We start from the raw sequence: 25,391 nt of genomic DNA on the forward strand, positions 1-25,391 counted from the left end.
CCTCACGGTAATGATCTCCGGCGAGTCCGGCACCGGCAAGGAACTGGTGGCGCGGGCGTTGCACGATTACGGCAAGCGGCGCAACGGCCCGTTCGTCGCTGTCAACATGGCCGCGATCCCGCGCGATCTCATCGAATCGGAATTATTTGGCCACGAGCGGGGCGCGTTCACAGGCGCCAATACCCGCGCTTCCGGCCGCTTCGAGCAGGCCGAAGGCGGGACACTGTTCCTCGACGAAATCGGCGACATGCCGATGGAGGCGCAGACCCGCCTGTTGCGGGTGCTGCAGCAGGGCGAATACACCACGGTCGGCGGCCGCACCCCGATCAAGACCGACGTGCGCATCGTCGCCGCCAGCAACAAGGATCTGCGTATCCTGATACAGCAGGGACTGTTCCGCGAGGATCTGTTCTTCCGCCTCAACGTGGTGCCGCTGCGCTTGCCTCCGCTGCGCGAGCGGATCGAGGATTTGCCCGATTTGATCCGGCATTTCTTCGCGCTGGCCGAGAAGGACGGACTGCCCCCGAAGAAGCTCGATGCGCTCGCGCTGGAGCGCATGAAGCAGCACCGCTGGCCGGGCAATGTGCGCGAACTCGAAAATCTCGCGCGGCGGCTGGCCGCGCTGTATCCGCAAGACGTGATCACGGGCTCGGTCATCGACGGCGAACTGGCGCCGCCGGCGGTCAGTTCGGGCGGCAGCGTCCAGCACGGCGTCGATAATCTCGGCGGCGCGGTTGAGGCCTACCTGTCGTCGCACTTTTCGGGGTTTCCCAACGGCGTTCCTCCGCCGGGCCTCTACCACAGGATCCTCAAGGAGATCGAGGTGCCGCTGCTGACCGCCGCGCTGGCGGCCACAAGGGGCAATCAGATTCGCGCCGCCGACCTGCTCGGGCTCAACCGGAACACGTTGCGCAAGAAGATTCGTGATCTGGATATTCAGGTCTACCGCAGCGGTAGCTGAGGGTTCCCGGTCCACCGGACGCATCGTTGGCGATCTATGCGGGAAGCCGCGGCATAAGCACGGTGGATGCAAGGATCACGCGCCGCGGAATTGTCGCAATTCGGCAACATTGTGATATGAATGCATCAGTCCGCTGCGGGCGGACGTCAGGCCATCAGCTCACCCCCTTGCCGGAATGACCAGCGCAGACACCTCCGCCGCATCCTTCGCTCCGTCGTTTGTCGAATCCAAGGGGCGGTCCCTCTGGAGGTTCGTGGCGCCGTTTGTGGTCGCCGTCGCGCTGCTGTCGGCGCTGCTGACCTTCGTGGTGCTCACGGGCCTGACCCGGATCGAGCCGACCCGTGACGTCGTCATTTCCTTCATGCTGATCAATGCAGCGATCATCCTGCTGCTGGTCGGCATCATCATCCGTGAACTCTGGCAGGTTGTGCAGGCCCGCCGCCGGGGCCGGGCGGCGGCGCGGTTGCACGTCCAGATTGTCGGCCTGTTCTCCGTGATTGCGGTGTTGCCGGCCGTGCTGGTGGCGATCGTCGCCAATGTGACCATCGACCGGGGCTTCGATCGGCTGTTTTCAGGGCCGACGCGCGAGGTGATCCAGAACTCGCTGATCGTTGCGCGCGCGTATCTTTACGAACACGCCGAGCTTATTCGCGGCGACATTCTGGGCATGGCCAACGACATCGCGCACGCCCGGCCCTTATACGACCAGGATCGCGGAACGTTCCGCGAGCTTCTGACGGCAAGTGCGGCCTCGCGCAACTTGCCGGGCGCGATGCTGATCGACAAGGATGGCCGTCCCCTGGAGAGGGCGCAGACCGTCATTCAGCAGACCTTCGCGACGCCAGCGCCGGAATTCCTGAGCAATGTCAAAGAAGACGAACCCGAGATATCGGTCTTCCCTGAAGGCAATTACGTCGCGGCGGTGATCCGGCTGCGCGCGTTCAACGACACGTTCCTCTACGTCGCCCGCCTGCTTGATCCGCACGTGGTTGCGCAGGTCAACGAGACGCAGGCGAGCGTCGCCGAATATGCGGAGTTGGAGTCGCGCCGGCTCGGCATGCAGGTGTCGCTCGCGCTGATGTTTGCCGTGATCGGACTGACCATCCTGATGGCCTCCGTTCTGATCGGCCTTAACTTCGCCAATTGGCTGGTCACGCCGATCCGGCGGCTGATGAGCGCCGCCAATATTGTCTCGACCGGCGACCTTCATGTCCAGGTGCCGGTGCACAAGTCGGAGGGTGATCTCGCGCAGCTCGGCGAGACCTTCAACAAGATGACGCAGGAATTGCGCACCCAGCGCGACGAACTGGTCAACGCCAGCGACCTGATTGACAGCCGCCGCCGCTTCATCGAGGCGGTGCTGTCGTCGGCGAGCGCCGGCATCATCGGCGTCGATGCCTCTGGCAGCGTCGGCATTCTCAACCGCTCCGCCGAAAAGCTGATCGGTCACGCCGAATCGGAGACGCTGGGCCATCCATTGTCGGACGTGCTGCCCGAGCTCGACGACATGATGAAGACCGCGCGCGAGGGCACGCAGCGGCTGGTGCAGGGCCAGATCACGATTCTGCGCGACGGCCACGAGCGCAACCTCTCGGTTCGCGTCAGCGCCGAGCAGACCAGCCAGTCGCGCGACAGCTACATCATCACGCTCGACGACATTACCGAACTAGTTTCCGCGCAGCGCACCTCGGCATGGGCCGACGTCGCCCGCCGCATTGCCCACGAAATCAAGAATCCGCTGACGCCGATCCAGCTTTCCGCAGAGCGAATTCGCCGCAAATTCGGCAAGGTCATCACCGAGGACAAGGCCGTCTTTGAACAATGTACCGATACGATCGTGCGGCAGGTCGATGATATCAGGCGGATGGTCGATGAATTCTCGCGCTTCGCGCGCATGCCCAAACCCGTGATTGAGGGCGAGGACGTCGCCGATACCGTACGCCAGGCGGTGTTCTTGATGCGGGTTGGGCATCCCGACATCGATATCGAAGCCGAAATCAAGCAAGATCCGTTGCGGGCGCAGTTCGACCGGCGGCTGATTTCGCAGGCGCTGACCAACATCATCAAGAACGCCGCGGAGGCCATTGAAGCGGTCCCGCCGGAGGAGTTGGGGAAGGGTCGTATCGAGGTCATCGCGGGGCGCGAGAACGATGACATCCTGATCGACGTCGTCGACAACGGGATTGGCTTGCCAAAGGTGAGCCGGGCGCGTCTGCTCGAACCCTACGTCACGACGCGCGAAAAGGGCACCGGCCTTGGACTGGCGATCGTCGGGCGCGTGCTGGAAGACCACGGCGGCCGGATCGAACTCCACGATGCCGCCGACATCAGGCCGGGCCAGCGCGGCGCCTGGATGCGGCTGCGGTTCGCGATATCGGGCCATGCAAAGGCCGAAGGCAAGGAGGCCTTGCCCGAAACAAAAGCGCCAGCTTCCGAAACCACCAGCCCCCCTGACGCGACTAATCCAGACGGGACTTCAGGCGCGACCAGCAACGAAACAAAAACCGAAGCCGCAACCGGCAACTGACAAGACAGGCGTGACCCATGGCAAGTGATATTCTGATTGTCGATGACGAAGCAGATATTCGCGATCTGGTCGCGGGGATTCTCGACGACGAGGGATTCACCACCAGGACCGCACGCGACAGCGATTCGGCGCTGGCGGAGATCGCCAATCGCCGCCCGCATCTGGTGTTTCTCGACATCTGGTTGCAGGGCAGCAAGCTCGATGGCCTGCAGTTGCTGGAGCAGATCAAGCGCGAACAGCCCGATCTGCCGGTCGTGATGATATCAGGACATGGCAATATCGAAACCGCGGTCGCCGCCATCAAGCGCGGCGCCTACGACTTCATCGAGAAGCCGTTCAAGGCCGACCGGCTGATTCTGGTGGCGACGCGGGCGCTGGAGACCTCGCGGCTGAAGCGGGAGGTGAAGGAACTCAAGCAACTCGCGCCGGCGGCGAGCACTCTCACCGGGCGCTCCGCCTGTATGAATCAGTTGCGCCAGACCATCGAGCGGGCCGCCAAGGCCAACAGCCGCATCCTGATCGTCGGCCCTTCCGGCTCCGGCAAGGAACTGGCGGCGCGAACGCTGCATAATCTTTCAGGCCGCGCCGAAGGACCCTTCGTCGTCATCAACGCCGCAGCGATCACGCCGGAGCGCATGGAGGTCGAACTGTTCGGCGTCGAGCAGTCCAATGGCGAGCATCAGCGCAAGGCCGGCGCGCTGGAAGAAGCTCATGGCGGCACCCTGTTCATCGACGAAATCGGCGACATGCCGCGCGAAACCCAGAACAAGATCCTGCGGGTGCTGGTCGATCAGACGTTCCAGCGATCGGGCGGCACCACCAAGGTCAATGTCGACGTTCGCATCGTCTCCTCGACGGCGCGCAACCTGGAAGAGGAGATCGCGGAAGGGCGGTTCCGCGAGGATCTCTATCACCGGCTGTCGGTGGTGCCGATTCGCGTGCCGCCGCTGTCGGAGCGCCGCGAGGACATTCCCGAGCTGATCGACTATTTCATGGATCAGATATCGGCCGCTACCGGGTTACCGAAACGCCAGATCGGGCAGGATGCGATGGCGGTATTGCAGTCCCATGTCTGGCCCGGAAATGTCCGGCAGCTGCGCAACAACGTCGAACGCGTCATGATTTTGGCCGGGGGCGGTCCGGAAGTGATCATCACTGCCGATATGTTGCCGCAGGATGTCGGCTCGATGGTGCCGGCGATGCCGACCAGCAACAATGGCGAGCATATTATGGGTTTGCCGCTGCGCGAGGCGCGGGAAGTATTCGAGCGCGACTATCTGATCGCCCAGATCAGCCGCTTCTCAGGCAACATCTCTCGCACGGCGGAATTCGTCGGCATGGAGCGCTCCGCGCTGCATCGCAAGCTCAAGGCCCTCGGGGTCGGTTGAGCCGGTGTCTTCTTGATATATTTGCCAGCTTTTGAGGCTTTTCGGGGAATTGCGCCCGTGTTTCCATGTCAAATGTGCGAACCGGCTTGCCTAAAAACCGCGCCTGCCTTCTAATCATGCCGTCGCGCCTCCCGGAGGGGGATCTCAGGGGGTTGCGGGCAACTGGGAGACGTTCCGAAAGAGAGCTGCTCCCGGTTCAACAAAAAGAAACCAACAAGAATGCGGGATAAAAACAATGGCGGCAGACCGCGCACAAAACCTACAGGACACCTTCCTTAATCACGTTCGCAAAACCAAAACGCCACTGACGATCTTTCTGGTCAATGGAGTGAAGCTGCAGGGGATTGTCACATGGTTCGACAATTTCTGTCTGCTGCTGCGGCGCGACGGTCATTCGCAGCTTGTATACAAGCACGCGATCTCGACCATCATGCCGGGCGCTCCGATCCAGTTGTTCGAAGGCGGCGAGGATGCTCCCGCTTGAGAGTGACCTGATTGGAACCCCGAGAGATCAACGGGGGTGCCGACCGTCCGCGGTCTGCAGGGGGTAAGGCCACCGGGCGGGTGATTGTCATCGGCCCTTATCTGCGCGTGCGCCGCGGCGATGCCGAGACGCAGACGGATCAGCGTGTCCTGCGCGATACCGAGGCGCGGCTCGAGGAAGCCGTGGGCTTGGCGCGCGCCGTCGATCTGACGATCGCGGACGCGTTGATCGCGCCGGTCAGTCAGATCAGGCCCGCGACCTACCTCGGCAAGGGCAAGGTCGAGGAGATCACAGGCATCATCACCGGCCACGACATCGAACTGGTGGTGATGGACTGCGCGCTGTCGCCGATCCAGCAGCGCAATCTCGAGAAGGCCTGGAACACCAAGGTGCTCGACCGCACCGGACTGATCCTCGAGATCTTCGGTCGCCGCGCCAAGACCAAGGAAGGCGCGCTGCAGGTCGAGTTGGCGCACCTGAATTATCAGCGCTCGCGCCTGGTGCGGTCATGGACCCATCTGGAGCGCCAGCGTGGCGGCTTCGGTTTCATGGGCGGCCCCGGCGAAACGCAAATTGAAGCAGACCGCCGCCTGATCGGCGAGCGCATCACGCGTCTCGAGAACGAAATCAAGAAGGTTCAGGCGACGCGGCGTCTGCATCGCGAAGGCCGGCAGCGCGTGCCGTACCGCGTGGTGGCGCTGGTCGGCTACACCAACGCCGGAAAGTCGACCCTGTTCAACCGGCTGACCCGCGCCGACGTGCAGGCCGCCGACATGCTGTTCGCAACGCTGGACCCGACCTTGCGCGCGCTAAAACTCCCGCATGGCGGCAAGGCGATGCTGTCCGACACGGTCGGCTTCATCTCCAACCTGCCGACCCAATTGGTCGCGGCATTTCGCGCGACGCTGGAGGAGGTGCTGGAGGCCGACGTCATTCTCCACGTTCGCGACATCTCGCATGAGGACACCGAAGCGCAGCAGCGCGACGTCGACACCGTGCTGCGCCAGCTCGGCATCGATCCCGATGCGGGAAACCGCATTCTCGAAGTCTGGAACAAGATCGACCGCTTTGATGCCGACGGGCGCGAGAACCTGGAGAATATCGCCGCGCGTCGCCCCCCGGAGCGCCCGTGTTTCCTGGTTTCCGCCGAGGCCGGCGAGGGCATCGACGCGCTGCTCGCCGCGATCGAGGCGCGGCTGGCGGCAACGCGCACGACGCTGGACCTTTCGATCGACGCTTCCGACGGCGCCGGCATCAGCTGGCTGCACCGCAATTCGGAAGTGCTGAACAAGCAGCTCCATGACGGCCGCTTCGACATGACCGTGCGCGTCGATGAAACCAAGCGCGACATCGTGGTCAACCGGTTCGATGCGGTGCCGCACGCGGTGTGAATGCCCGGCACAAGGCCGGACATGGCAAGAGCTACTTGCTCTCCCCGCCCTTCGCCTCGTTCCATAGCGCGTCCATTTCCGCGAGCGACGCTTCCTCGAGCGAGCGTCCCTGCGCGGTCAGGGCGCGCTCGATATAGCCGAACCGGCGCTCGAACTTGGCATTGGTGCCGCTCAGCGCGGTCTCCGGATCGACGCCGGCGTGGCGCGCCAGGTTGACCAGTGCGAACAGGAGATCGCCGGTTTCGCCGGCGAGTTCTTGCGCGTCGCCGCGGTCGAGCGCGGCCTCGATCTCGTCGGCTTCCTCGCGGATCTTGTGCAACACCGCGCGCGGATCGTTCCAGTCGAAGCCAACGCTGGAGGCCCTGCGCTGCAGCGCCATGGCGCGTGTCAGGGCGGGTTGCCCGGCCTTTACGCCCGACAGCAGCGATTTGTGCGCGGTTTCCTCTCGGGGACGCCGCGCGGCGCGTTCGGCCTTCTCCTCGGCCTTGATGCGGTCCCACGCTTCCTTAACGTGGCCGGGCGTCAACCGTCCGTCCTTGTCGGCGAACACATGCGGATGCCGCCGGATCATCTTGCGCGTGATCGCCTCGACCACGTCGCCGAACGCGAATGCGTTCCGCTCCTCGGCCATGCGGGCATGAAACACCACCTGCAGCAGAAGATCGCCGAGTTCCTCCCTGAGATCGTCGAGATCGCCGCGCGCGATGGCGTCGGTGACCTCGTAGGCTTCCTCGATGGTGTAGGGCGCAATGGTCGCAAAATCCTGCTCGAGATCCCAGGGGCAACCGGTGCCGGGCGTTCGCAACGCCGCCATGATTTCGAGCAGGCGTGAAATATCGCGGGAAGGGGTCATTCGGGCACCGAGCCTGAGGGAATTCAGACCTATATGCAGCAAGACAGGCGCCAATCCCAGCCAAACGAGCCGGACAGACAGGCATTTCCACCGATTGGCCCCGCGTTCGATGGATGCTAAGGGGCAGCTCATGAGCGATCAATTCCAATCCGAAACCGCGCTGGTGCTGTTCTCCGGGGGGCAAGATTCCGCCACCTGCCTTGCCTGGGCGCTGCAGCGCTTTGCGCGCGTCGAAATGCTCGGTTTTGACTACGGGCAGCGTCATGCCATCGAGCTTGAATGCCGCGATCGCCTGCTCGGCGGCATCAGATCGCTGCGCGGGGACTGGGCGGCAAAGCTCGGCGACAGCCACACCCTGAAGATTCCGACCCTGGCCGATATCTCCGACACCGCGCTGACGCGCGATGTCGCAATCGCGATGGGAACGGACGGCCTGCCCAACACGTTCGTGCCCGGCCGCAATCTGGTGTTTCTGACCTTTGCGGCCGCGCTGGCCTACCGGCGCGGCATCAGCCACATCATTGGCGGCATGTGCGAGACGGATTATTCCGGCTATCCGGACTGCCGCGACGAGACCATCAAGGCGCTGCAGACGGCGCTCAATCTCGGCATGAACAAGCAGTTCGAATTGCATACGCCGCTGATGTGGCTGGACAAGGCCTCGACATGGAAGCTCGCCAACGAACTCGGCGGGGCAGGGCTGGTCGATCTCATCCGCGAACACTCCCACACCTGTTATCTCGGCGAGCGCGGTGCGCGGCACGACTGGGGCTATGGGTGCGGCAAATGCCCGGCCTGCGCCTTGCGCGCGAAGGGCTGGCGGGAATATGCGGCGAAGACCGCCTAGAGCATGATCGGTTCTGGTTGAATCAGAACCGAAGCTCTAGATTCTTGTTTTGACGCGTCTTCTTCACGCGAACCGGTATCCACTTCGCTCGAAAACGCTCTAACTTGCAAAATCGTCCGGCTGTAACACGATCGGCGCGCCGTGCGGCGTGCGGTCGGCGGCGTGGTCCCAGGCGTCGCGGTAGCGGTGCAGGGTTTCGGAAGAAGCCACGCCTTTCGCGGCGACAAGCTTTTCAAGCGTTGCCAGCCAATGCCGGTAATAGGTCTCGCCGCAGTCGGGATCCCCGGCCGCCTGCGCACGCCTGATTTCATCGGCAAGTGAGGCTGCCCACTCGTTCCAGGTGAACAATCCGTGTGCGTGCAGCGCCAGCGCCATCGCAAAGGCCTGCGCTTCCCAGGGTTCGCGAAACACCGGCCCGTCGGCGTCACGGGGAATGCCGGGCACGGCGCGGGTCGCCGCGTTGGCGGCTTGCGGATCAAGCGACATCAGGCCGGCTCCAGATAGGGCTCCCAGGCGTCGACTGAAACCTTCAGTGTCGGATCGGACGCCTCGCCCCACAGTTCGCGGCCGCCGAACGTCACGGTGTAAAGCCATTGCGGGTTTTCGCCGGCGCCGGTGGAATTGCTGTCGGGAAAGACATGACAGCCGAGCACGCGTTCGACGCCGCCGCTATGGCCACGCACGTAGCGCGGCAGCCGCGTATGGGTCGGCGGATGGATCATTTTCGCCCGCACGCGATCGCCGGCAGCGAAGCGGGCAGGGCTCACCGCCTCGCGTTCGGTCGGTCCGCCCCGATGCAGCATGGCGGCTACTCCGTCACGCGTCAGCGTCTTCGTCACCGGCTTTGCCGGATGCAGCGGCTTTGCGGCCTCGATTTCATCCGATGCGACGAGGCCGCGCTCCAGCATCAGCCGCTCGAGGCCGGCGAGCCAGATCTGGTAATAGCTCATGGCGAGATAGTCCGCGGGCGGACGATCCTCGCGGGCGAAGCGCGACATGTCGATGTTCCAGCCGCCGGGCATCGCCATCGCCAGCGTGAGCGCAAAGGCGCGCCGTTCCCACTCGGCATGAAACACCGGCTCGTCCGGTTCCGGCTGCACCGGACCGGACCATGCCACGCCGCCCATGTCGTGCGCGCCATCCATCACGCGACCTCGTGGGGCTGCTTCGGCAATCCCGTGCCGATCATGCTGTCGCGGGTGACGAGGTCGGCGAGGCGCTCTTCGCTCCAGCCTTCGGTGCCGGCGGGGCGCATCGGCAGCACGAGATAACGGATTTCCGCGGTCGAGTCCCAGACCCGAATCTCCGTGCCCGCGGGCAGCTCAAAACCGAAATCGCGAAGCACGCCGCGCGGATCCTTCACCGCCTTGGAGCGATAAGGCGCCGACTTGTACCAGACCGGCGGCAGCCCAAGCACCGGCCAAGGATAGCAGGAGCACAGCGTGCACACGACCATGTTATGGAGGACAGGCGTGTTCTCGACGGCCACGATGTGTTCGCCCTGACGCCCGGCATAACCGAGTTCCAATATCGCCGGCGTCGCATCCGTGATGAGGCGGGCACGATAGGCCGGATCGGCCCAGGCGCGGGCCACGACGCGCGCGCCGTTGCGCGGTCCGACCTTGGTCTCGTAAGTCTCGATCAGAAGATCGAGCGCGGCCGGATCAACGTAGCCCTTTTCGGTCAGAACGGTTTCGAGCGCGCGCACCCGCAATTCGGTCTCGGACAATTCCGAATGATCGTGGTCGTGATCATGATTGTGGTGATGGCCGGTCATACCCCAAAGGATAGGCGAAATGTTCCGGTGATGTCGAGATGCGATGCAGCCTGCGTGGTTCGGACAAACGGAGTTTGATTGCAATTTCAGCCCTGTCACACGGCCTCCGAGGAACGATCGCCCGGTTCGATCATTGCCGGACCGGGCGGGGCGCCACGCCAGGAGAAGCGATCCATGCAACTCGACAACAAGAAAATAGCCATTCTCGCCACCAACGGTTTCGAGCAGTCGGAACTCGAAGTTCCCCGCGACAGCCTGAAAGCCGCCGGTGCCACCGTTCACGTGATTTCGCTTGACCCAGGCGAAATCAGGGGATGGGACAAGAAGGACTGGGGCCGGCCGGTCAGGGTCGACAAGACACTCAACGAGGTTTCAGCCGACGAATACGATGCGCTGGTGCTGCCGGGCGGGCAGATCAATCCCGACCTGCTGCGGGTGGAACCGAAGGCGCTTTCCTTCATCAAGGACATCTTCAATCAGAAGAAGATCGTCGCCGCGGTCTGCCACGCGCCGTGGCTTCTGATCGAAACCGGCATCGCCAAGGGCCGGAAGATGACCTCCTATCAGTCGATCAAGACCGATGTCATGAACGCGGGCGCGAAATGGGAGGATTCCGAGGTCGTGGTCGACAATGGCGTGATCACCTCGCGCAACCCCGGCGACCTCGAGGCGTTCAGCGCCAAGATCATCGAAGAGGTGCGGGAAGGCAAACACACCCAACGTAGCGCGGCCTAACCGCCGGCACCGGCGGAGCGGCCACTTCGCCGGTGGGCCACGGAGCCCGGGCGGCCCCGTGCAGGGCGGTGCGATGGTTAGATGATGCGCAATTGCTTTCGCGCTTAGTTGGCGATGGGCTTGAGAGAGTCAGCTCCACCTTGGCCGACCAGACTGTAACCCATGCCGTCGTCAGCCCACGTAAAGCCGGAAATGCCACGCTCCGACTGTGGTGCCATTGGGGCGCCCTGCTCAGTGAGCATCGGACGTGCCAGCACCACCAACCGCGTTCCCCGGTCGTCATCGTACATGAACATCGCAGCAGGGCCGTGTGACGTCGCAATCAAGCGTCCACCCATCAGGCGATAGCCCGCAGCTGTCAGATCCGGCACCTTGACCGGTTGACGCAGACGGTTGGATACCCACTGCACAAGCTGCGCGCTGTCGGACGCCCTGATTTCCACCGGACGGAGATGATCTGGCGCATATACGTTATAGGAATAGGCCGCTTCTTGAGCGAGCGCCGCCAACCCCCCGCCGGAGGTCTGCACGGCGCCGCGAATTGCCCAGCCACCAAGCGCTCCGATGCTTATCAACAGAATGGCCGCGACCGCCCACCAGGTCGGCACGGTTCGCCGCCGGCGGTTCTCGATGATCCGCGCCAGATTGAGCCGCGGTGGCAAGGGTTCGTCCGCAATGCCGGCCAGGGCGGCGCGCATCAGATCGCGCTCATTCGTGTAGCCGGCGATACGCTCGGCCACATCCGGATGGCCGTCAAGGTAGGCGGCCACTTCCGCCCGGCGCTCCGGTTCCAGAACGCAGTCCACGTAGGCGTGGAGATCGTCTTCTGTAATCGGTCGATGGCTCATGTCACGCTCCGCAATTGCACGGGACGCGTCGATCCACTGTTCGCAGGTCCCTCAATTTCTCGATGCAGTCTTTCGCGCGCTCGGGAGAGGCGCGACATCACAGTTCCGATGGGAACGTCAAGCACCTTGGCGGCCTCGGCGTAGGACAATTCTTCGACCGCGACGAGCAAAAGCACCGAGCGCTGGTCCTCAGGAAGCTTCGCAAGCCGGTCAAGGACATCTTGATACATCAGCGTTTTTTCCTGCACGGCGTCTTGCTCCAGATCACCCTCGGTGGCCGCATCGAGTGCCACGTGTTGTCCGCGCGTCGCCAACTGGCGGAACTGGCTCACCGCCAGGTTGTGCAATATCGCGAATAACCAGGGACGGAGCTCTCCTTCACGGCGTTGGTGCCAGCGGCTCACGGCTCGCTCGAGACAATCCTGCACGAGATCGTCGGCCGTCGCGGAATTGCGGACCAGCGCCCGCGCGTAGCGGCGCAGCGCCGGGATCAGCGGTTCGATCGAGAGCCGCATCTCATTCATGGCTGGCTCCGGCCGGATGCGCGGCAGGGAAGAGCAGGGCGTGCGATCACGGGGCCTGAACCTGGACGGCCTCCCCGAATTTCGAAGAGTCGCCTGGCGCGATCACAAGATAGCGGCGTTCGGAGCTGGCAGAACCCTGAACGATCTGACGAATGGGGCCAGCTGCATTGACGATAGCGCTGCCCGCCGGGTTCGTCATGAATGCTGCAAGCGGTTGCACCGATCCGCCGCCGTCGGCCTTTTGCGCAAGCGCGAGGATGTAGCGCTGCTTCGGTTCAAGGCCCGTTACCGAAGCCTGGAGAACCTGGATCAGCCCCTGGTCGAACAGCGAAATATTAGTCGCCGGCTTTCCTGGTCCAGGGTCCGACTTCAAGGCAAGCGCCAATTGGGCGACTTGGCCCGCAACACCAAGGGGGACCAGATTTGCGCGGTTGTCCGGGTCAGCGGCATTTGGCACATAGGCGATGGCTTGCGGAGCCTGGCCAATCGGAATGGTCGCAACCACCGTGTTGGTTGCAGTGTCGATCGCGGCCAGCGCATCGTCGTTTTCCAAACCGATGTAGATGCGGGTGCCGTCGCCGGACGGCCAGACGCCATGCGGAAGCTTGCCCACGGGGATCGTGGCGACTTGCGAGAAATCGTCGGTGCGGAACACGCTGACTTCATTCCTTCCGCCGACGGTGACGTAAGCAAACGTCCCTTTCGCCGTTCGGGCAAAGTTGACGTGGTTGGTGATGGCCCCGGTGTCGATCGTCTTGATCAGGCTGAATGGTGGCCTGGCGTCGAACACCTGCGTCTTGCCGATATCCTTGAGTGTGAACCAGACTTGATCGCCGTCGGGCGTGGCTGCGATGTTAGGGCAGAACGGACTTTCCTGCTTCACCCGCGCAACAATGCCGTGGTCCGCCACCGAGACGACGTCGGTCTCCGGACTGAACGACGAGCAGATGTAGCCGTACTTCCCGTCCGGCGAGAAAATCTGCATGCCGGGGCCATTCGGCGTCACGATGCGCGTCTTCTCTGCAAAGCTTTGTGCATCAAGCACCGAGATGTAGTTCTCGCCGCGGACGGTTACCCAGACTTCCGTGCCGTCGGGCGTAAAGAACGCCTCGTGGGGCGAGCGCCCGACATAGGTCACATGCTTCACGGTGTTGGTCGCGGTGTCGACAAACGTCACCGAATTCGAGCCGATCGAGACCACCGCGAGGGTGTGGTGATCGGGCGAAAAGCCCATGCCATGAACGAGAACTTGCCCTCTGTAGAGCGGGCTGAAATTGCCGGGTTGCGGGTCGCCGAGGCGAATCACGCCTAGCAGCTTGTTGTCGACAGGATCGGTGACGGACACCGTGTTCGAGAATTGCTCGGCAGCGTAGACCCGGTCGCGGTGACTCATCGGGATGTCAGGCGCCGACGCGGCGCCCGGTGCCTGGCCGGCCAGCGCCGTGGCCGACGGTGCGAGAATCGTGGCCGCCAGCAGTAGACTGGCCTTAAGAAGCGAACGCTGCATTTTCTTCTCCTACTTGCTGCCTTCTGGAGACATATCCATGTGGTGATGCGGATTTCCGGCCGCGGTAGCGGCCCGGTCTGGCTGCGTCGGGGCGGGCAGGGAGGCCGTGACTTGCTCGCCGATCGCCAGTTTCATGGTGGCGATCTCCTGCATCTGGTCGATGATGATTTCCTGGGCGATTCGTCGAAGCTGCTCGCTCTTTCCATAGCGCAGTTCGATCACCGCCATGTCGATTGCTCCTTGATGATGCGGAGCCATCATGGCAACGAAATCCCGGTCGATGTCGCCGCTCGGCTTTGCCGCCATACCGTTCATCATTTTCTCCATCGCGGCTTCGTTTTCCCGGAGAAATGGACCTTCTTCGCCGGCGGAGGTCGCATCGACCGACCGTGTGGAACGATGCGCTTCATGCGCCAGGACGAGAGGGGGCATGGCCAACGTGAGAACCACGCGAAAAACCATCATCCCGAGGCAGGTTTTGAGAAATTGCAACATCCGTCGTCTCCGATCTCGTCTTGGGGTCATGGAGTAGACGGTCGATATCGAGAACTATTCCGTTCATCGCGATCTTTTTTTGCCCGAACTCCGCTCCGAGCGGGCAAGGGCGTCGGCGTGATCGCAACGTTAAGGACGCCGGTGAACGCGGCCTATTCCCGGCCTACGGAGCTTTTCAGGTGAACGTGAAGGTCTCGAGCAGATCGATGCCGATCTGCCGTAGCCCGGGCGGAGCGGCCTCTGGGCCGGTTCGTCCCAGAGGCTGCTTGCCATCGAGACGATTCTGCCTGTGCCGGGGCGAAGACTCAGCTAGCCTTCCCGGATGGGGTTCACGGGGCTACGTGCCATATCCGCCGCGACGGCGGCTGTTCTGGTGTTGCTGGCGGCGGGCGAGGCGCGGGCGGCCAATGGCGCCTATGCGGTCGATGCCGCCGATATCTCCGAAGCCGGATCGTGCAAGGTCGAAAGCTGGATTTCGACCGCAACCAACACTGATCTTTCAGCCGTGGCCAATCCATCATGCGTTGTCGATATCTTCAGGCCGGTCGAATTGACCTTGCAGACCAATCGGTCCCGCAGCGATGGAGACTGGAGCACCACGATCGCTCCCAAGGCCAAGACCAATCTCGTTCCAACCGGCATCGGAAGGTTTGGTTTTTCATTCTACGCGGGCGGCTCGTTCGATGCGCTGACCGGGGAGAACCTCACGGCGTTCGCGGTAGTGCCGGCAACGTTCCGGCTTTCCGAGACCATGCGGATCAATATCAATGGCGGCTGGCTCTGGGACCGCACGGTCGACCGGCATTATCTGACCTATGGCCTCGGATTCGACTGGAAATTCACCGATGTGCTGCAATGGACCATCGAGGCATTCGGTCAGGCCGGCGCGTCCGATATCCCGAGCGTGGTTCAGCCGCGGTTTCAAACCGGCGTGCGTTACCGGCCCAACGAGATCTTCTCGATCGACCTAATCTATGGCCACAACATCACGGGCGAAAACGCCAACTGGATCACGCTCGGAACCACCATCCGCTTTCCCGTGCCGGAGGGAAGACCCGCGCGCGAGCGGACCGGCCATTTATGAGCTATCGTTGCGAAGAACAACGCGCAGGGAGCAAGGGTGTGGCGGACTTTGTGACGATCGAAAAGGGCCTCGGACCGGAGGGGCGCATCGCGGTGGTGCGCTTCGACCGCGGCGACGGCATCAACGCGCTGTCGCCGGAAGCGCTGCGGCAGCTCACCGATGCCGCGCGCAGCTTCGAGGATGATGCCGGCACCTCGGTCGTGGTGCTCACCGGCGGCAAGGATGCGTTCAGCGCGGGCTTCGACCTCAAGGACCCCGAAGGCCGCGCACGGCGGACCATGGACCTCGGCGCGTTACGCCGGCACCTCAAGCTGGGGCCGCGTCTCACCCACGCCTGGCACGAGATGGAGCAGATCACGATCGGCGCCATCGAAGGCTTTTGCGTCGGCGGCGGCGTGGCGCTGGCGGTGGCGCTGGATTTTCGGGTCATGGGCCGCGATGCCCATCTGCGGGTGCCCGAGATCGGGCTCGGCATGAACATGAGCTGGCAGAGCATCCCGCGCATGCTGCATCTGATCGGACCGGCGCGCACCAAGCAGGCGGTGATCCTGGCCGACCAACGCATCTCGGCCGACGAGGCCTACGAATGGGGGCTGGTGGAGGAGGTGGCCGATCCCGGCTACGCCTTCGATGCGGCCATGGCGCTCGCCGCAAAAGTCGCCGCCCAACCGCCGCTGTCGGTCGCCATGACGAAATTGACCGTCAATCGGCTGGCGCACGCGCTCGACGACCTCGCCAGCCACATGGATGTCGACCAGTTCGCATTCGCCAGCATGAGCGAGGACCACAAAGAGGGTGTGGCGGCGTTCCTGGAGCGGCGCAAGCCGAGGTTCACCGGGCGGTAGCGACGCGAGCATCCGCGGACCTTGCGGGCTCACGACGACGGGGCGGGCTTCGTCGAGGCCAAATCTCCTGCTAGGGTTCGATGCCGGCGGCTTCGGCCTGTCGAACTGTTCAAGCCACGAACCCGACGGGGAGCCAATGCCCGGTAAGTTTTCGCGCCGCCGGTTTGCGAAGCTCGCAGGTCTGTCCGCGGTTGCCATGTCGGCGACGCCTGCGAAATCGCAGAAGCGCGGCGCCAAACCAAAGAGTGCTCCCCGCGCCGCTGCCCGTTTCCCGAACGGCTTTGTCTGGGGTACGGCCACCTCTGCCTATCAGATCGAGGGCGCCGTGCTTGAAGACGGGCGCGGAAGCTCGATCTGGGATACCTTCGCCCATCAGCCGGGCAAGATCGAAGATGGCAGCAATGCCGACCAGGCCAACGATCACTTTCATCGCTACAAGGAAGACGTTGGCCTGCTCAGGGAGCTGGGCGTCAAGGCCTATCGTTTCTCGGTCGCCTGGCCACGGGTGTTTCCGGACGGCGACGGCGCGCCGAACCCGAAAGGCCTCGACTTCTATGACCGGCTGCTGGACGAACTGTTGGCGAACGGCATCTCGCCCTATGCGACCCTCTATCACTGGGATTTGCCGCAATCGTTGCAAGACCGGTTCGGCGGGTGGCAATCCGGCGAGACCTCCAGGGCCTTTGCGAACTACGCGGGATATGTAGCCGGGCGGTTGGGCGACCGCGTGAAAACGATCTTCACGCTCAACGAATGCGCGAGATTCGTGGATTTCGGATACGGCGCAGGAATCGATGCGCCGGGCCTCAAATTGCCCCAGGCCGTCGTCAACCAGGTCCGTCATAACGCCGCGCTCGGCCACGGTCTCGCCGTGCAGGCGATCCGCGCGAAAGGGCGCGCGGACATCAAGCTTGGTCCGGCCGAGAACATCGCGGCCTGCGTGCCCGCGATCGACACGCCGGAGAACGTGCGCGCCGCCGAGATCGCGACGCGTGAAATGAACGCAGGCTTCCTGAACGTAATCCTGGAAGGCAAGTACACGGACGCGTTTCTCGCCTACGCCGGCAAGGACGCTCCAAAACATACCGCCGATGAATTGCGGATCATCTCGTCGCCGATCGATTTCGTCGGCCTGAACATTTACGCGCCGCAGTTCTACGTGGTTGCCGCAGAACACGCGCCGGGCTTCGACGTCTTGCCTTTCCCTGCCTCGTTTCCTCACATGAATTCAGAATGGCTGAGGATCGGCCCGGAGACCGCCTATTGGGTGCCGCGGCTCGCGGCCAAGGTCTGGAATCTCGATACGATCTATATCAGCGAGAACGGCACGTCGGCGGTCGATCAGCTGGCCCCCGATGGCAAGATCTACGATCTCGACCGCATCATGTATCTCCGCAACTATCTGGCGCAGCTGCAGCGCGCGACCGCCGAGGGCGTACCGGTTCGCGGATATTTTCTGTGGAGCCTGATGGACAATTTCGAATGGATCTATGGGTTGGAGAAGCGGTTCGGCCTCTACCACGTGGATTTCAAGACGCAGCGCCGCACCCCGAAGCTGAGCGCATCGTTCTATCGTAACGTCGTCGCGCGAAACGGGGCGGGGGCCTAGCCCGCTTCACTGGTGTCATCGGCCTAAACCGGGGTCGCCGCCCGGCGGGCAGATCATCCGCCATTGACCGCGAATAGCAGCAGTGAGCGGCCGGTCACCTGGTAGATGCTGCCAGCTTTGAAAGCCTCGCCGCCGGTCCGATCGGGAATATTCGTGTCGACCTTCAAGGACCATGCATCAACCCCTTCGGACGGCGGCAAGGTAAACTCGACAATGTCTTCAAAGCTGTTCAAGACAATCAGGACGCTCTTGTTCTCGCCCCGTCGCTTGATACCGGTCGTCTGCGCCCGGCCATCGAGCAGCATCCCGAAACATTTTATCGAGGCGTCTGTCCAGTTCGCCTCCTGCATTTCGCTGCCATTGGCATTGATCCAGGTGACGTCGCGGACGCCCAGCGTCTCATCGAGTTGTCCTGTCAGGAAGCGGCTGCGGCGCAGGGCAGGGTAGGCTTTTCTCAACTCAATGAGACGTTTGGTAAATGCGAGCAGGGCGTTGGCGTCGGCGTCTAGTTTCCAGTCGAACCAGGAGATTTCGCTGTCCTGGCAATAGGCGTTGTTGTTGCCCTGCTGGCTGCGCCCGAACTCGTCGCCGCCGAGCATCATTGGCGTGCCCTGTGCGAACAACAGCGTCGCCAGCATGTTTCGTTTCTGCCGATTGCGGAGCGCGACGATCGCATCGTCGTCCGTCGGCCCCTCGGCGCCGCAATTCCAGCAGCGGTTGGTGGAACCGCCGTCCTTGTTGTTCTCGCCATTGGCTTCGTTGTGCTTATCGTTGTAGCTTGCCCAATCGTTTAGGGTGAAGCCGTCATGGGCGGTCACGAAGTTGACGCTGGCCCACGCGCGCCGGCCGCCACGGTCGAACAGGTCCCCGGAGGCCGACAGCCGCGGCGCCAGTTCGGCAACCGTTGCCTCGGCACGCCAGAAGTCTCGCACCACGTCGCGGAATTTGTCATTCCATTCTGCCCAGCCCGGCGGAAAGCCGCCGACCTGATAGCCGCCCGGGCCGCAATCCCAGGGCTCGGCGATGAGCTTGAGCTGCGTCAGCAGCGGGTCCTGATCGACCGCCTTGAGAAAACCGCTCTGCTCGTCAAACCCGGAGACTTCGCGGGCTAGGATGGTACCCAGGTCGAATCGGAAACCGTCGATGTGCATCTGTTCCGACCAATAGCGCAGGCTGTCGGCAACCATCTGGATCACGCGGGGATGCGAGAGATTGACCGTGTTACCGGTGCCGGTATCGTTGATGTAGTGGCGCTTGTTATCCGGCAGCCGGTAGTAGCTGAGGTTATCGATGCCTTTGAACGACAGCGTCGGCCCGAGCTCATTGCCCTCCGCGGTGTGGTTATAGACGACGTCGAGGATCACCTCGAGGCCGCCAGCGTGCAGGGCGGCCACCATTTCCTTGAACTCGCGAAGACTGTTGGGGATGTCCGACGCGTAGCGGGGATCGGGAGCGAAGAAGCCGATGGTGTTGTAGCCCCAGTAATTCGTGAGCTTCTTTTCCAGCAGATGGCTGTCATTGACGAAGGTGTGTACCGGCAACAGCTCGACTGACGTCACGCCAAGCGCATTGAGGTAGTCCACCATGGGTCGGCTGGCGAAACCCGCGTAGGTGCCGCGCAGGTTCTCCGGCACGCCTGGATGTCGTCGCGTAAAACCCTTGACGTGCACCTCATAGACGACGGTTTGGTCCCAGGGTACGTTTTGCCGGCCGGCTTCACCTTTCCAGTCGAAGTCTGGATCGACGACCACGCATTTGGGCATGAAGGAAGCGCTGTCGCGTTCGTCGAAGGTGAGGTCGTCGCCAGTCTCCATCTGATACCCGAAAACGGCCGGATCCCATTTCAGCGAACCGGCGTGGGCACGCGCGTAGGGATCGAGCAGCAGCTTGTTGGGATTGAATCGGTGTCCCGCCTGGGGCTCGTAGGGACCGTGAACGCGGTAGCCGTAGAACGTGCCGGGCCCGAGATCCGGCAGATAGCCGTGAAAGACCTGGTTGGTGTATTCCGGCAGTTCGATCCGGCTGAGTTCGCGCTGGCCGGCCCCGTCGAACAGGCAAATCTCGACCTTGGTGGCATTGGCGGAAAACAGGGCGAAGTTGGTCCCTTTGCCGTCCCAGGACGCGCCCAAGGGATAAGGCAAGCCTTCCTTGATTGATTGGATCGGCAACGAAGGCCCCCGAAAGCATCGGCGCTGGAATGCGCAAACAACAACGGCGGCGGTTCCATTTTGTTGCAACTGGCCGGCAAGTCTTGCGACGGCGCTGCCGGCATCACCGACGTCGTGGGTTGGCCCGTGGTCGCCGCAGAAATCGCAGAGGCACTCGATCGCTCCCTAAGGAAACTCGAGGCGAAGCCGCTATCAAGCGCGTCGCACTAAACCTATTCGCTGGCGCCTTGTATCGCTTGCGGCCGGCAGCCATCGACCGGAGCAGCCGGCGTGCAGGGGGCTCAGTACCGAGCAGCCCGCGGGTTCTCGTAGGCATCTCCCACACCGAGACAGGCATATCTAGGATTCGCATAAGGTATATTATGGAATGTCTTTATCTCGCGCAGGATCAGCTGCTTACATCAAATTTATCGCAATATGCGTGAACTCGTGCTCGCGGTGGTGGCTTTTTACGGCGCCGCCGGGGGCCATCAGCGCCAGCGCTCCGGCGTGCCCTAGGGCCCGCTTTCTTTGAAATTCCCGCTGTTGCCGCCGTCCGCGAGATGCTGCAAAAGCCGCTCGCGAGATGGCAGATGACCGGGCCGCCTCAGGTCCGTAAGGTGTCGCCACAAGAACAATAATCTCAAGGGAGATCGAGATGAGCTTTTCACGACGCGCGCTGCTCAAGGCATCGGCCGCCTCGGCGGTTCTGGGCGGCATCGGCGCACCGTTCATCGCGCGCGCGCAGACGGCGGAATTCAACTACAAATATGCCAACAATCTTCCCGATGCCCATCCCATGAACGTCCGCGCCAAGGAGATGGCGGCGGCGATCAAGACCGAGACCAATGGCCGGGTCGATCTGCAGATTTTCCCAAACAACCAGCTTGGGTCCGACACCGACATGCTGAGCCAGATCCGCTCCGGCGGCGTTGAATTCTTTACGCTGTCGGGCCTGATCCTTGCCACGCTGGTTCCGGCCGCGTCGATCAACGGCATCGGTTTCGCATTCCCGGATTACGACACGGTCTGGAAGGCCATGGACGGCGATCTCGGCGGCTATGTGCGCGGCGAGATCAACAAGGCCGGTCTCGTCGTCATGGACAGGATCTGGGACAACGGCTTCCGCCAGACCACGTCATCGACCAAGCCGATCACCGGTCCGGACGACTTCAAGGGTTTTAAAATTCGCGTGCCGGTTTCGCCGTTGTGGACCTCGATGTTCAAGGCCTTCGATGCGGCGCCCGCCTCCATCAATTTCAGCGAGGTTTATTCCGCGCTGCAGACCAAGATCGTCGAGGGCCAGGAAAACCCGCTGGCGATCATCTCGACCGCAAAACTCTACGAAGTGCAGAAATACTGCTCGCTGACCAACCACATGTGGGACGGCTTCTGGTTCCTGGCCAACCGCCGGGCCTGGGAAAAGCTGCCGGAGGATGTCCGCTCGATTGTCGCCAAGAACATTAACGCGGCCGGCGTCAAGGAGCGCGAGGACGTCGCCAAGCTGAATGCCGGTCTGCAACAGGAACTCGCGGGCAAGGGTCTGGTCTTCAACAAGCCGGATGCCGCGCCGTTCCGCGAGAAACTGCGCTCGGCCGGGTTCTATGCCGAGTGGAAAGGCAAATATGGCGAGCAGCCGTGGGCGCTGCTGGAGAAGGCCGCCGGCAAGCTGTCGTAACGCTTTCGGTCAAGGGGACCGTGATGGCTGCTCACGCCGAAGGCGCAATAGCGGGGGCCGGCGAGGCGATGTCCCCTCGCCGCCGTTCGCGCGCGGCATCGCTGGAAGCGACGCTGGCGATGCTGGTCGAGATCCCGGCGGCGCTTCTGGTGGTCGCCGAGATCGTCATCCTGTTTGCCGGCGTGGTGGCGCGTTACGGCCTGCGCAGTCCGCTGATCTGGTCGGACGAACTGGCCTCGATCCTGTTCCTGTGGCTGGCGATGCTGGGAGCTGCGGTAGCGTTCCGACGTTCCGAGCACATGCGCATGACCGCCATCGTCGCCAGCGCCGGGCCGGGGGTGCGGGCTTATCTCGACGTGGTCGCGACCTGCGCCGCGCTGGCCTTTCTGCTGATGATCGCCTGGCCGTCCTACGAATACGCCTACGAGGAAAGCTTCATCACCACGCCCGCGCTACAGATCGCCAATATCTGGCGGGCTGCGGCGCTCCCGGTGGGCATTGGCCTGATGGCGCTGTTCGCATTTCTGCGGCTGGCACGGGCCGGCGATGCCTGGATCGTGCTCAGTGCCGTGCTGTCGGTTGCCGTCCTGATCGGGATATTCTGGCTGGCGCAGCCATGGCTGCGTCCGCTCGGTAATATCAATTTGATCATCTTCTTTGTCGGCGTCGCCGGGTTCTGCGTCTTCGCCGGCGTGCCGATCGCCTTCGGTTTCGGACTGGCGATCTTCGGCTATCTGGCGCTGACGACGCGGACGCCGCTGATGGTGCTGGTCGGCCGCATGGACGAGGGCATGAGCCATTTGATCCTGCTGTCGGTGCCGCTGTTCGTGTTCCTCGGCCTCCTGATCGAGATGACCGGAATGGCGCGGGCCATGGTGGCGTTTCTGGCGAGCCTGCTCGGCCATGTCCGCGGCGGCCTGCACTACGTGCTGGTTGGCGCGATGTATCTCGTGTCGGGCATCTCGGGCTCCAAGGCCGCCGACATGGCGGCCGTGGCGCCGGTGCTGTTCCCGGAAATGAAGGCGCGCGGGGCAAAACCCGGCGATCTCGTCGCTTTGCTCGCGGCCACCGGCGCGCAGACCGAGACCATTCCGCCGAGCCTGGTGCTGATCACCATCGGGTCGGTCACCGGCGTTTCGATCTCTGCGCTGTTCACCGGCGGCCTCTTGCCGGGCGTGGTGCTGGCGATCACGCTGTCGGCGCTGGTTTGGTGGCGCTACCGCGCCGAGGACCTCAGCCACGTCAGGCGCGCCCGGGCCGGCGAGGTCGTCCGCTCCTTTGTCGTCGCCCTGCCCGCGCTGGCGCTGCCGTTCGTGATCCGCGCCGCCGTGGTCGAGGGCGTCGCCACCGCAACCGAAGTGTCCACCATCGGGATCGTCTATGGCCTGGTCATCGGGCTCTTGGTCTATCGCCGCTTCGATTGGCGGCGGCTGGGGCCGATGCTGGTCGAGACCGCGTGCCTGTCGGGGGCGATCCTGATGATCATCGGGACCGCCACAGGCATGGCATGGGGACTGACCCAATCCGGTTTCTCGCGCGCGCTGGCTTCGGCAATGACCGGCCTGCCCGGCGGTTCGGCGGCCTTCATCGCGGTATCGATCGTGGCATTCACGATCCTGGGCAGCGTGCTCGAGGGCATTCCGGCGATCGTGCTGTTCGGCCCGCTGTTGTTTCCGATTGCGCGGGCGGTCGGCGTCCACGAGGTCCACTATGCCATGATCATCATCCTCGCGATGGGCATCGGATTGTTCGCGCCGCCGTTCGGAGTAGGCTATTATGCCGCCTGTGCCATCGGGCGGGTCGACCCCGCCGAGGGCATCAGGCCGATCTGGGGTTATCTGCTGGCGCTCTTGGCGGGCCTGATCGTGGTGGCGATCTTTCCGTGGATATCGATCGGATTCCTGTAAGCGTTATCAAGTGGGAGGTGGCCGATGAGTGGGACACAGAACCAATACGATATCGGATTGGACAAGACGCCCGCCAACTACGTGCCGCTGACGCCGCTGAGTTTCTTGGCGCGCAGCGCCGCCGTCTATCCGGACCATATCAGCACCGTCTACGAGGGCCGCAGTTTTGCGTGGTCGGAAACCCATGCGCGCTGCCGTCGTCTTGCGTCGTATCTCGCCGGCAGGGGCATCGGCACTGGAGACACCGTCGCAGCGATGCTGCCGAATATTCCCGCAATGAACGAGGCGCATTTCGCGGTGCCGATGGCCGGCGGGGTGCTCAACGCGCTCAACATCCGGCTCGACGCGCCCTCGATCGCGTTTCAGCTCGATCACGGCGGCGCCAAGATCATTCTGGTCGATCCGGAATTCACCGGCGTGATCCTGGAAGCGCTGACGCTGATGAAGGGCCCAAAACCCTTCGTCATCGATGTCGACGATGCGGCTTTCCCCGGGGCAAAACGGATCGGCGAAATCGAATATGAGGACGCGCTGTTGCAAGGCGATCCGAGCTTCGTGGCGCGATTGCCGGAAGACGAATGGGACGCGATCGCGCTCAGCTATACCTCGGGCACCACGGGCAATCCCAAGGGCGTGGTGACCCACCATCGCGGCGCGTACCTCAACGCCGTCAGCAACATCCTTGCCGCCAATCTCGGCCGGCATCCGGTCTATCTCTGGACGCTGCCGATGTTTCACTGCAACGGCTGGTGCTTTCCCTGGACCATCGCGGCAGCGACGGGCATCAATGTCTGCCTGCGCAAGGTCGAGCCCACCAGGATATTCGAACTCATCAAAAAGCACGGTGTCACCCACATGGCGGGCGCGCCCATCGTCTACAACACCCTGATCAATGCGCCGGATGCGCCGAAGGGCAACGCCGCCAAGCGCGTGGTCGGATTGATCGCGGGCGCGGCGCCGCCGGTCGCGGTGCTCGAAGGCGCCGAAAACATCGGGATCAAGCTTACGCATGTCTACGGCCTGACCGAAGTCTACGGCCCGGCATCGGTTTGCGCGGAGCAGCCGGGCTGGGACGATCTGGCCGCCGATCAGCGCGCGCGGCTGAAGCGGAGGCAGGGCGTGCCCTACCCGCTGCAGGAAGCCGTCACCGTGCTCGATTCCGAAACCATGCAGGAGGTGCCGCGCGACGGCGAGACCATCGGCGAGGTGATGTTCCGCGGCAACATCGTCATGAAGGGCTACCTGAAGAACGAGAAGGCCACCAAGGAAGCCTTCGCCGGCGGCTGGTTTCACACCGGCGACCTCGGCGTGCTCGACGAACACGGTTATGTCATCATCAAGGATCGCTCCAAGGACATCATCATTTCCGGCGGCGAAAACATCTCGTCCGTCGAGGTCGAGGACGTGCTCTACAAGCATCCCGCCGTACTGTTCGCGGCCGTGGTGGCAAAGCCCGATGGCAAATGGGGCGAGGTGCCCTGCGCGTTCATCGAGTTGAAGGAAGGCGCGCACGCGACCGAAGCCGAGATCATCGCCTTCTGCCGCAGCCAGATGTCGGGCTTCAAGACGCCGAAGGCGGTCGTGTTCTGCTCAATTCCCAAAACATCGACCGGCAAGATTCAAAAATTCATCCTGCGCGACCAGGTGGATTCGGCGAAGGCGATTTCGGCCTGAGGGGGATGGTCGACGCATTGTCGCCGCGGTCATGCCTCCAATTGCCAAGCCCAAGCGATTCGCGCGCGTTCGCTGGCGGGGCCGATCCGGAGCGTGCCGTGCCGCTGGCT

The 25,391-nt window shown here is 63.2% G+C and carries 22 protein-coding genes; 13 read left to right on the forward strand and 9 right to left on the reverse strand.

All coding sequences use genetic code 11. The features are described from left to right. From QZ213_RS01750 to hflX, 5 genes are all read left to right on the forward strand, one after another. Positions 1 to 961 (forward strand): sigma 54-interacting transcriptional regulator (locus QZ213_RS01750; protein ID WP_291684319.1); only part of this gene is annotated, 961 nt, incomplete at its 5' end. Between the two features lie 175 nt (positions 962 to 1,136). Continuing rightward, a complete protein-coding gene (locus QZ213_RS01755; RefSeq protein ID WP_291684320.1) occupies positions 1,137 to 3,488 on the forward strand; it encodes a PAS domain-containing sensor histidine kinase in 2,352 nt (783 codons plus the stop codon). Between the two features lie 17 nt (positions 3,489 to 3,505). Continuing rightward, the gene (locus QZ213_RS01760) at positions 3,506 to 4,876 is read left to right on the forward strand and encodes a sigma-54 dependent transcriptional regulator (protein WP_291684321.1); all 1,371 of its coding nucleotides are present in this window, start codon (positions 3,506 to 3,508) and stop codon (positions 4,874 to 4,876) included. 235 nt (positions 4,877 to 5,111) lie between these two features. After that, positions 5,112 to 5,360, forward strand: coding sequence for an RNA chaperone Hfq (gene hfq / locus QZ213_RS01765; RefSeq protein WP_006020546.1), 249 nt, complete (start codon positions 5,112 to 5,114; stop codon positions 5,358 to 5,360). An 11-nt stretch (positions 5,361 to 5,371) separates the two neighbouring features. Next, positions 5,372 to 6,751 carry a GTPase HflX gene (gene hflX / locus QZ213_RS01770; protein WP_291684322.1) on the forward strand — a complete coding sequence of 460 codons (1,380 nt, stop codon included), beginning with the start codon at positions 5,372 to 5,374 and terminating at the stop codon, positions 6,749 to 6,751. 31 nt (positions 6,752 to 6,782) lie between these two features. Here hflX and mazG read toward each other — a convergent pair whose 3' ends face one another. Further along, a complete protein-coding gene (mazG, locus tag QZ213_RS01775) occupies positions 6,783 to 7,604 on the reverse strand; it encodes a nucleoside triphosphate pyrophosphohydrolase (protein WP_291684323.1) in 822 nt (273 codons plus the stop codon). 130 nt (positions 7,605 to 7,734) lie between these two features. Here mazG and queC point away from each other — a divergent pair, with 130 nt between their 5' ends. Then, positions 7,735 to 8,451 carry a 7-cyano-7-deazaguanine synthase QueC gene (queC, locus tag QZ213_RS01780; RefSeq protein ID WP_291684324.1) on the forward strand — a complete coding sequence of 239 codons (717 nt, stop codon included), beginning with the start codon at positions 7,735 to 7,737 and terminating at the stop codon, positions 8,449 to 8,451. A gap of 99 nt (positions 8,452 to 8,550) precedes the next feature. Here the strand turns inward: queC and QZ213_RS01785 are convergent, their stop codons facing one another. Genes QZ213_RS01785 through nthA form a run of 3 tightly spaced genes read right to left on the reverse strand, consistent with a single transcriptional unit; the run spans position 8,551 to position 10,228 of the window. Then, on the reverse strand, positions 8,551 to 8,937 hold the full coding sequence (locus QZ213_RS01785) for a nitrile hydratase accessory protein (RefSeq protein ID WP_291684325.1): 387 nt from the start codon (positions 8,935 to 8,937) through the stop codon (positions 8,551 to 8,553). After that, positions 8,937 to 9,596 carry a nitrile hydratase subunit beta gene (gene nthB / locus QZ213_RS01790; protein ID WP_291684326.1) on the reverse strand — a complete coding sequence of 220 codons (660 nt, stop codon included), beginning with the start codon at positions 9,594 to 9,596 and terminating at the stop codon, positions 8,937 to 8,939. The genes QZ213_RS01785 and nthB overlap by 1 nt, the downstream gene beginning before the upstream one ends. Then, complete coding sequence (gene nthA, locus QZ213_RS01795) at positions 9,596 to 10,228, reverse strand: nitrile hydratase subunit alpha (RefSeq protein WP_291684327.1); 633 nt, start codon at positions 10,226 to 10,228, stop codon at positions 9,596 to 9,598. Before nthA ends, nthB begins: the two co-directional genes overlap by 1 nt. A gap of 174 nt (positions 10,229 to 10,402) precedes the next feature. Here nthA and QZ213_RS01800 point away from each other — a divergent pair, with 174 nt between their 5' ends. Continuing rightward, positions 10,403 to 10,963, forward strand: coding sequence for a type 1 glutamine amidotransferase domain-containing protein (locus QZ213_RS01800; protein ID WP_291684328.1), 561 nt, complete (start codon positions 10,403 to 10,405; stop codon positions 10,961 to 10,963). A gap of 104 nt (positions 10,964 to 11,067) precedes the next feature. On the opposite strand, the gene QZ213_RS01805 is transcribed toward QZ213_RS01800, so the two are convergent. Genes QZ213_RS01805 through QZ213_RS01820 form a run of 4 tightly spaced genes read right to left on the reverse strand, consistent with a single transcriptional unit; the run spans position 11,068 to position 14,337 of the window. After that, on the reverse strand, positions 11,068 to 11,811 hold the full coding sequence (locus tag QZ213_RS01805; protein ID WP_291684329.1) for an anti-sigma factor: 744 nt from the start codon (positions 11,809 to 11,811) through the stop codon (positions 11,068 to 11,070). Then, positions 11,808 to 12,335 carry a sigma-70 family RNA polymerase sigma factor gene (locus QZ213_RS01810; RefSeq protein ID WP_291684330.1) on the reverse strand — a complete coding sequence of 176 codons (528 nt, stop codon included), beginning with the start codon at positions 12,333 to 12,335 and terminating at the stop codon, positions 11,808 to 11,810. The genes QZ213_RS01805 and QZ213_RS01810 overlap by 4 nt, the downstream gene beginning before the upstream one ends. A gap of 46 nt (positions 12,336 to 12,381) precedes the next feature. Then, the gene (locus QZ213_RS01815; protein ID WP_291684331.1) at positions 12,382 to 13,842 is read right to left on the reverse strand and encodes a YncE family protein; all 1,461 of its coding nucleotides are present in this window, start codon (positions 13,840 to 13,842) and stop codon (positions 12,382 to 12,384) included. Positions 13,843 to 13,851: 9 nt separating this feature from the next. Further along, a complete protein-coding gene (locus QZ213_RS01820; protein WP_291684332.1) occupies positions 13,852 to 14,337 on the reverse strand; it encodes a DUF305 domain-containing protein in 486 nt (161 codons plus the stop codon). 322 nt (positions 14,338 to 14,659) lie between these two features. Between QZ213_RS01820 and QZ213_RS01825 the strand changes: the two genes are divergently transcribed. From QZ213_RS01825 to QZ213_RS01835, 3 genes are all read left to right on the forward strand, one after another. Next, positions 14,660 to 15,421, forward strand: a complete 762-nt coding sequence (locus QZ213_RS01825; protein ID WP_291684333.1) for a hypothetical protein — start codon at positions 14,660 to 14,662, stop codon at positions 15,419 to 15,421. A 38-nt stretch (positions 15,422 to 15,459) separates the two neighbouring features. Then, entirely contained in the window at positions 15,460 to 16,266 is an 807-nt protein-coding gene (locus tag QZ213_RS01830; RefSeq protein ID WP_291684334.1) for an enoyl-CoA hydratase/isomerase family protein, read from the forward strand. A gap of 136 nt (positions 16,267 to 16,402) precedes the next feature. After that, positions 16,403 to 17,875: a GH1 family beta-glucosidase gene (locus tag QZ213_RS01835; RefSeq protein WP_291684335.1), complete on the forward strand. Its 1,473-nt coding sequence runs from the start codon at positions 16,403 to 16,405 to the stop codon at positions 17,873 to 17,875. 53 nt (positions 17,876 to 17,928) lie between these two features. Here the strand turns inward: QZ213_RS01835 and glgX are convergent, their stop codons facing one another. Beyond that, positions 17,929 to 20,043: a glycogen debranching protein GlgX gene (gene glgX / locus QZ213_RS01840; protein ID WP_291684336.1), complete on the reverse strand. Its 2,115-nt coding sequence runs from the start codon at positions 20,041 to 20,043 to the stop codon at positions 17,929 to 17,931. Positions 20,044 to 20,680: 637 nt separating this feature from the next. Between glgX and QZ213_RS01845 the strand changes: the two genes are divergently transcribed. From QZ213_RS01845 to QZ213_RS01855, 3 genes are all read left to right on the forward strand, one after another. Further along, positions 20,681 to 21,700 carry a TRAP transporter substrate-binding protein gene (locus QZ213_RS01845; protein ID WP_291684337.1) on the forward strand — a complete coding sequence of 340 codons (1,020 nt, stop codon included), beginning with the start codon at positions 20,681 to 20,683 and terminating at the stop codon, positions 21,698 to 21,700. Between the two features lie 68 nt (positions 21,701 to 21,768). Next, complete coding sequence (locus QZ213_RS01850) at positions 21,769 to 23,607, forward strand: TRAP transporter large permease subunit (RefSeq protein ID WP_291684351.1); 1,839 nt, start codon at positions 21,769 to 21,771, stop codon at positions 23,605 to 23,607. Between the two features lie 24 nt (positions 23,608 to 23,631). Beyond that, a complete protein-coding gene (locus tag QZ213_RS01855; RefSeq protein WP_291684338.1) occupies positions 23,632 to 25,281 on the forward strand; it encodes an acyl-CoA synthetase in 1,650 nt (549 codons plus the stop codon). The last annotated feature ends 110 nt before the right edge of the window (positions 25,282 to 25,391 follow it).

Origin of the sequence: Bradyrhizobium sp. (assembly GCF_017881085.1) — a bacterium.
Taxonomy (GTDB): domain Bacteria; phylum Pseudomonadota; class Alphaproteobacteria; order Rhizobiales; family Xanthobacteraceae; genus Bradyrhizobium.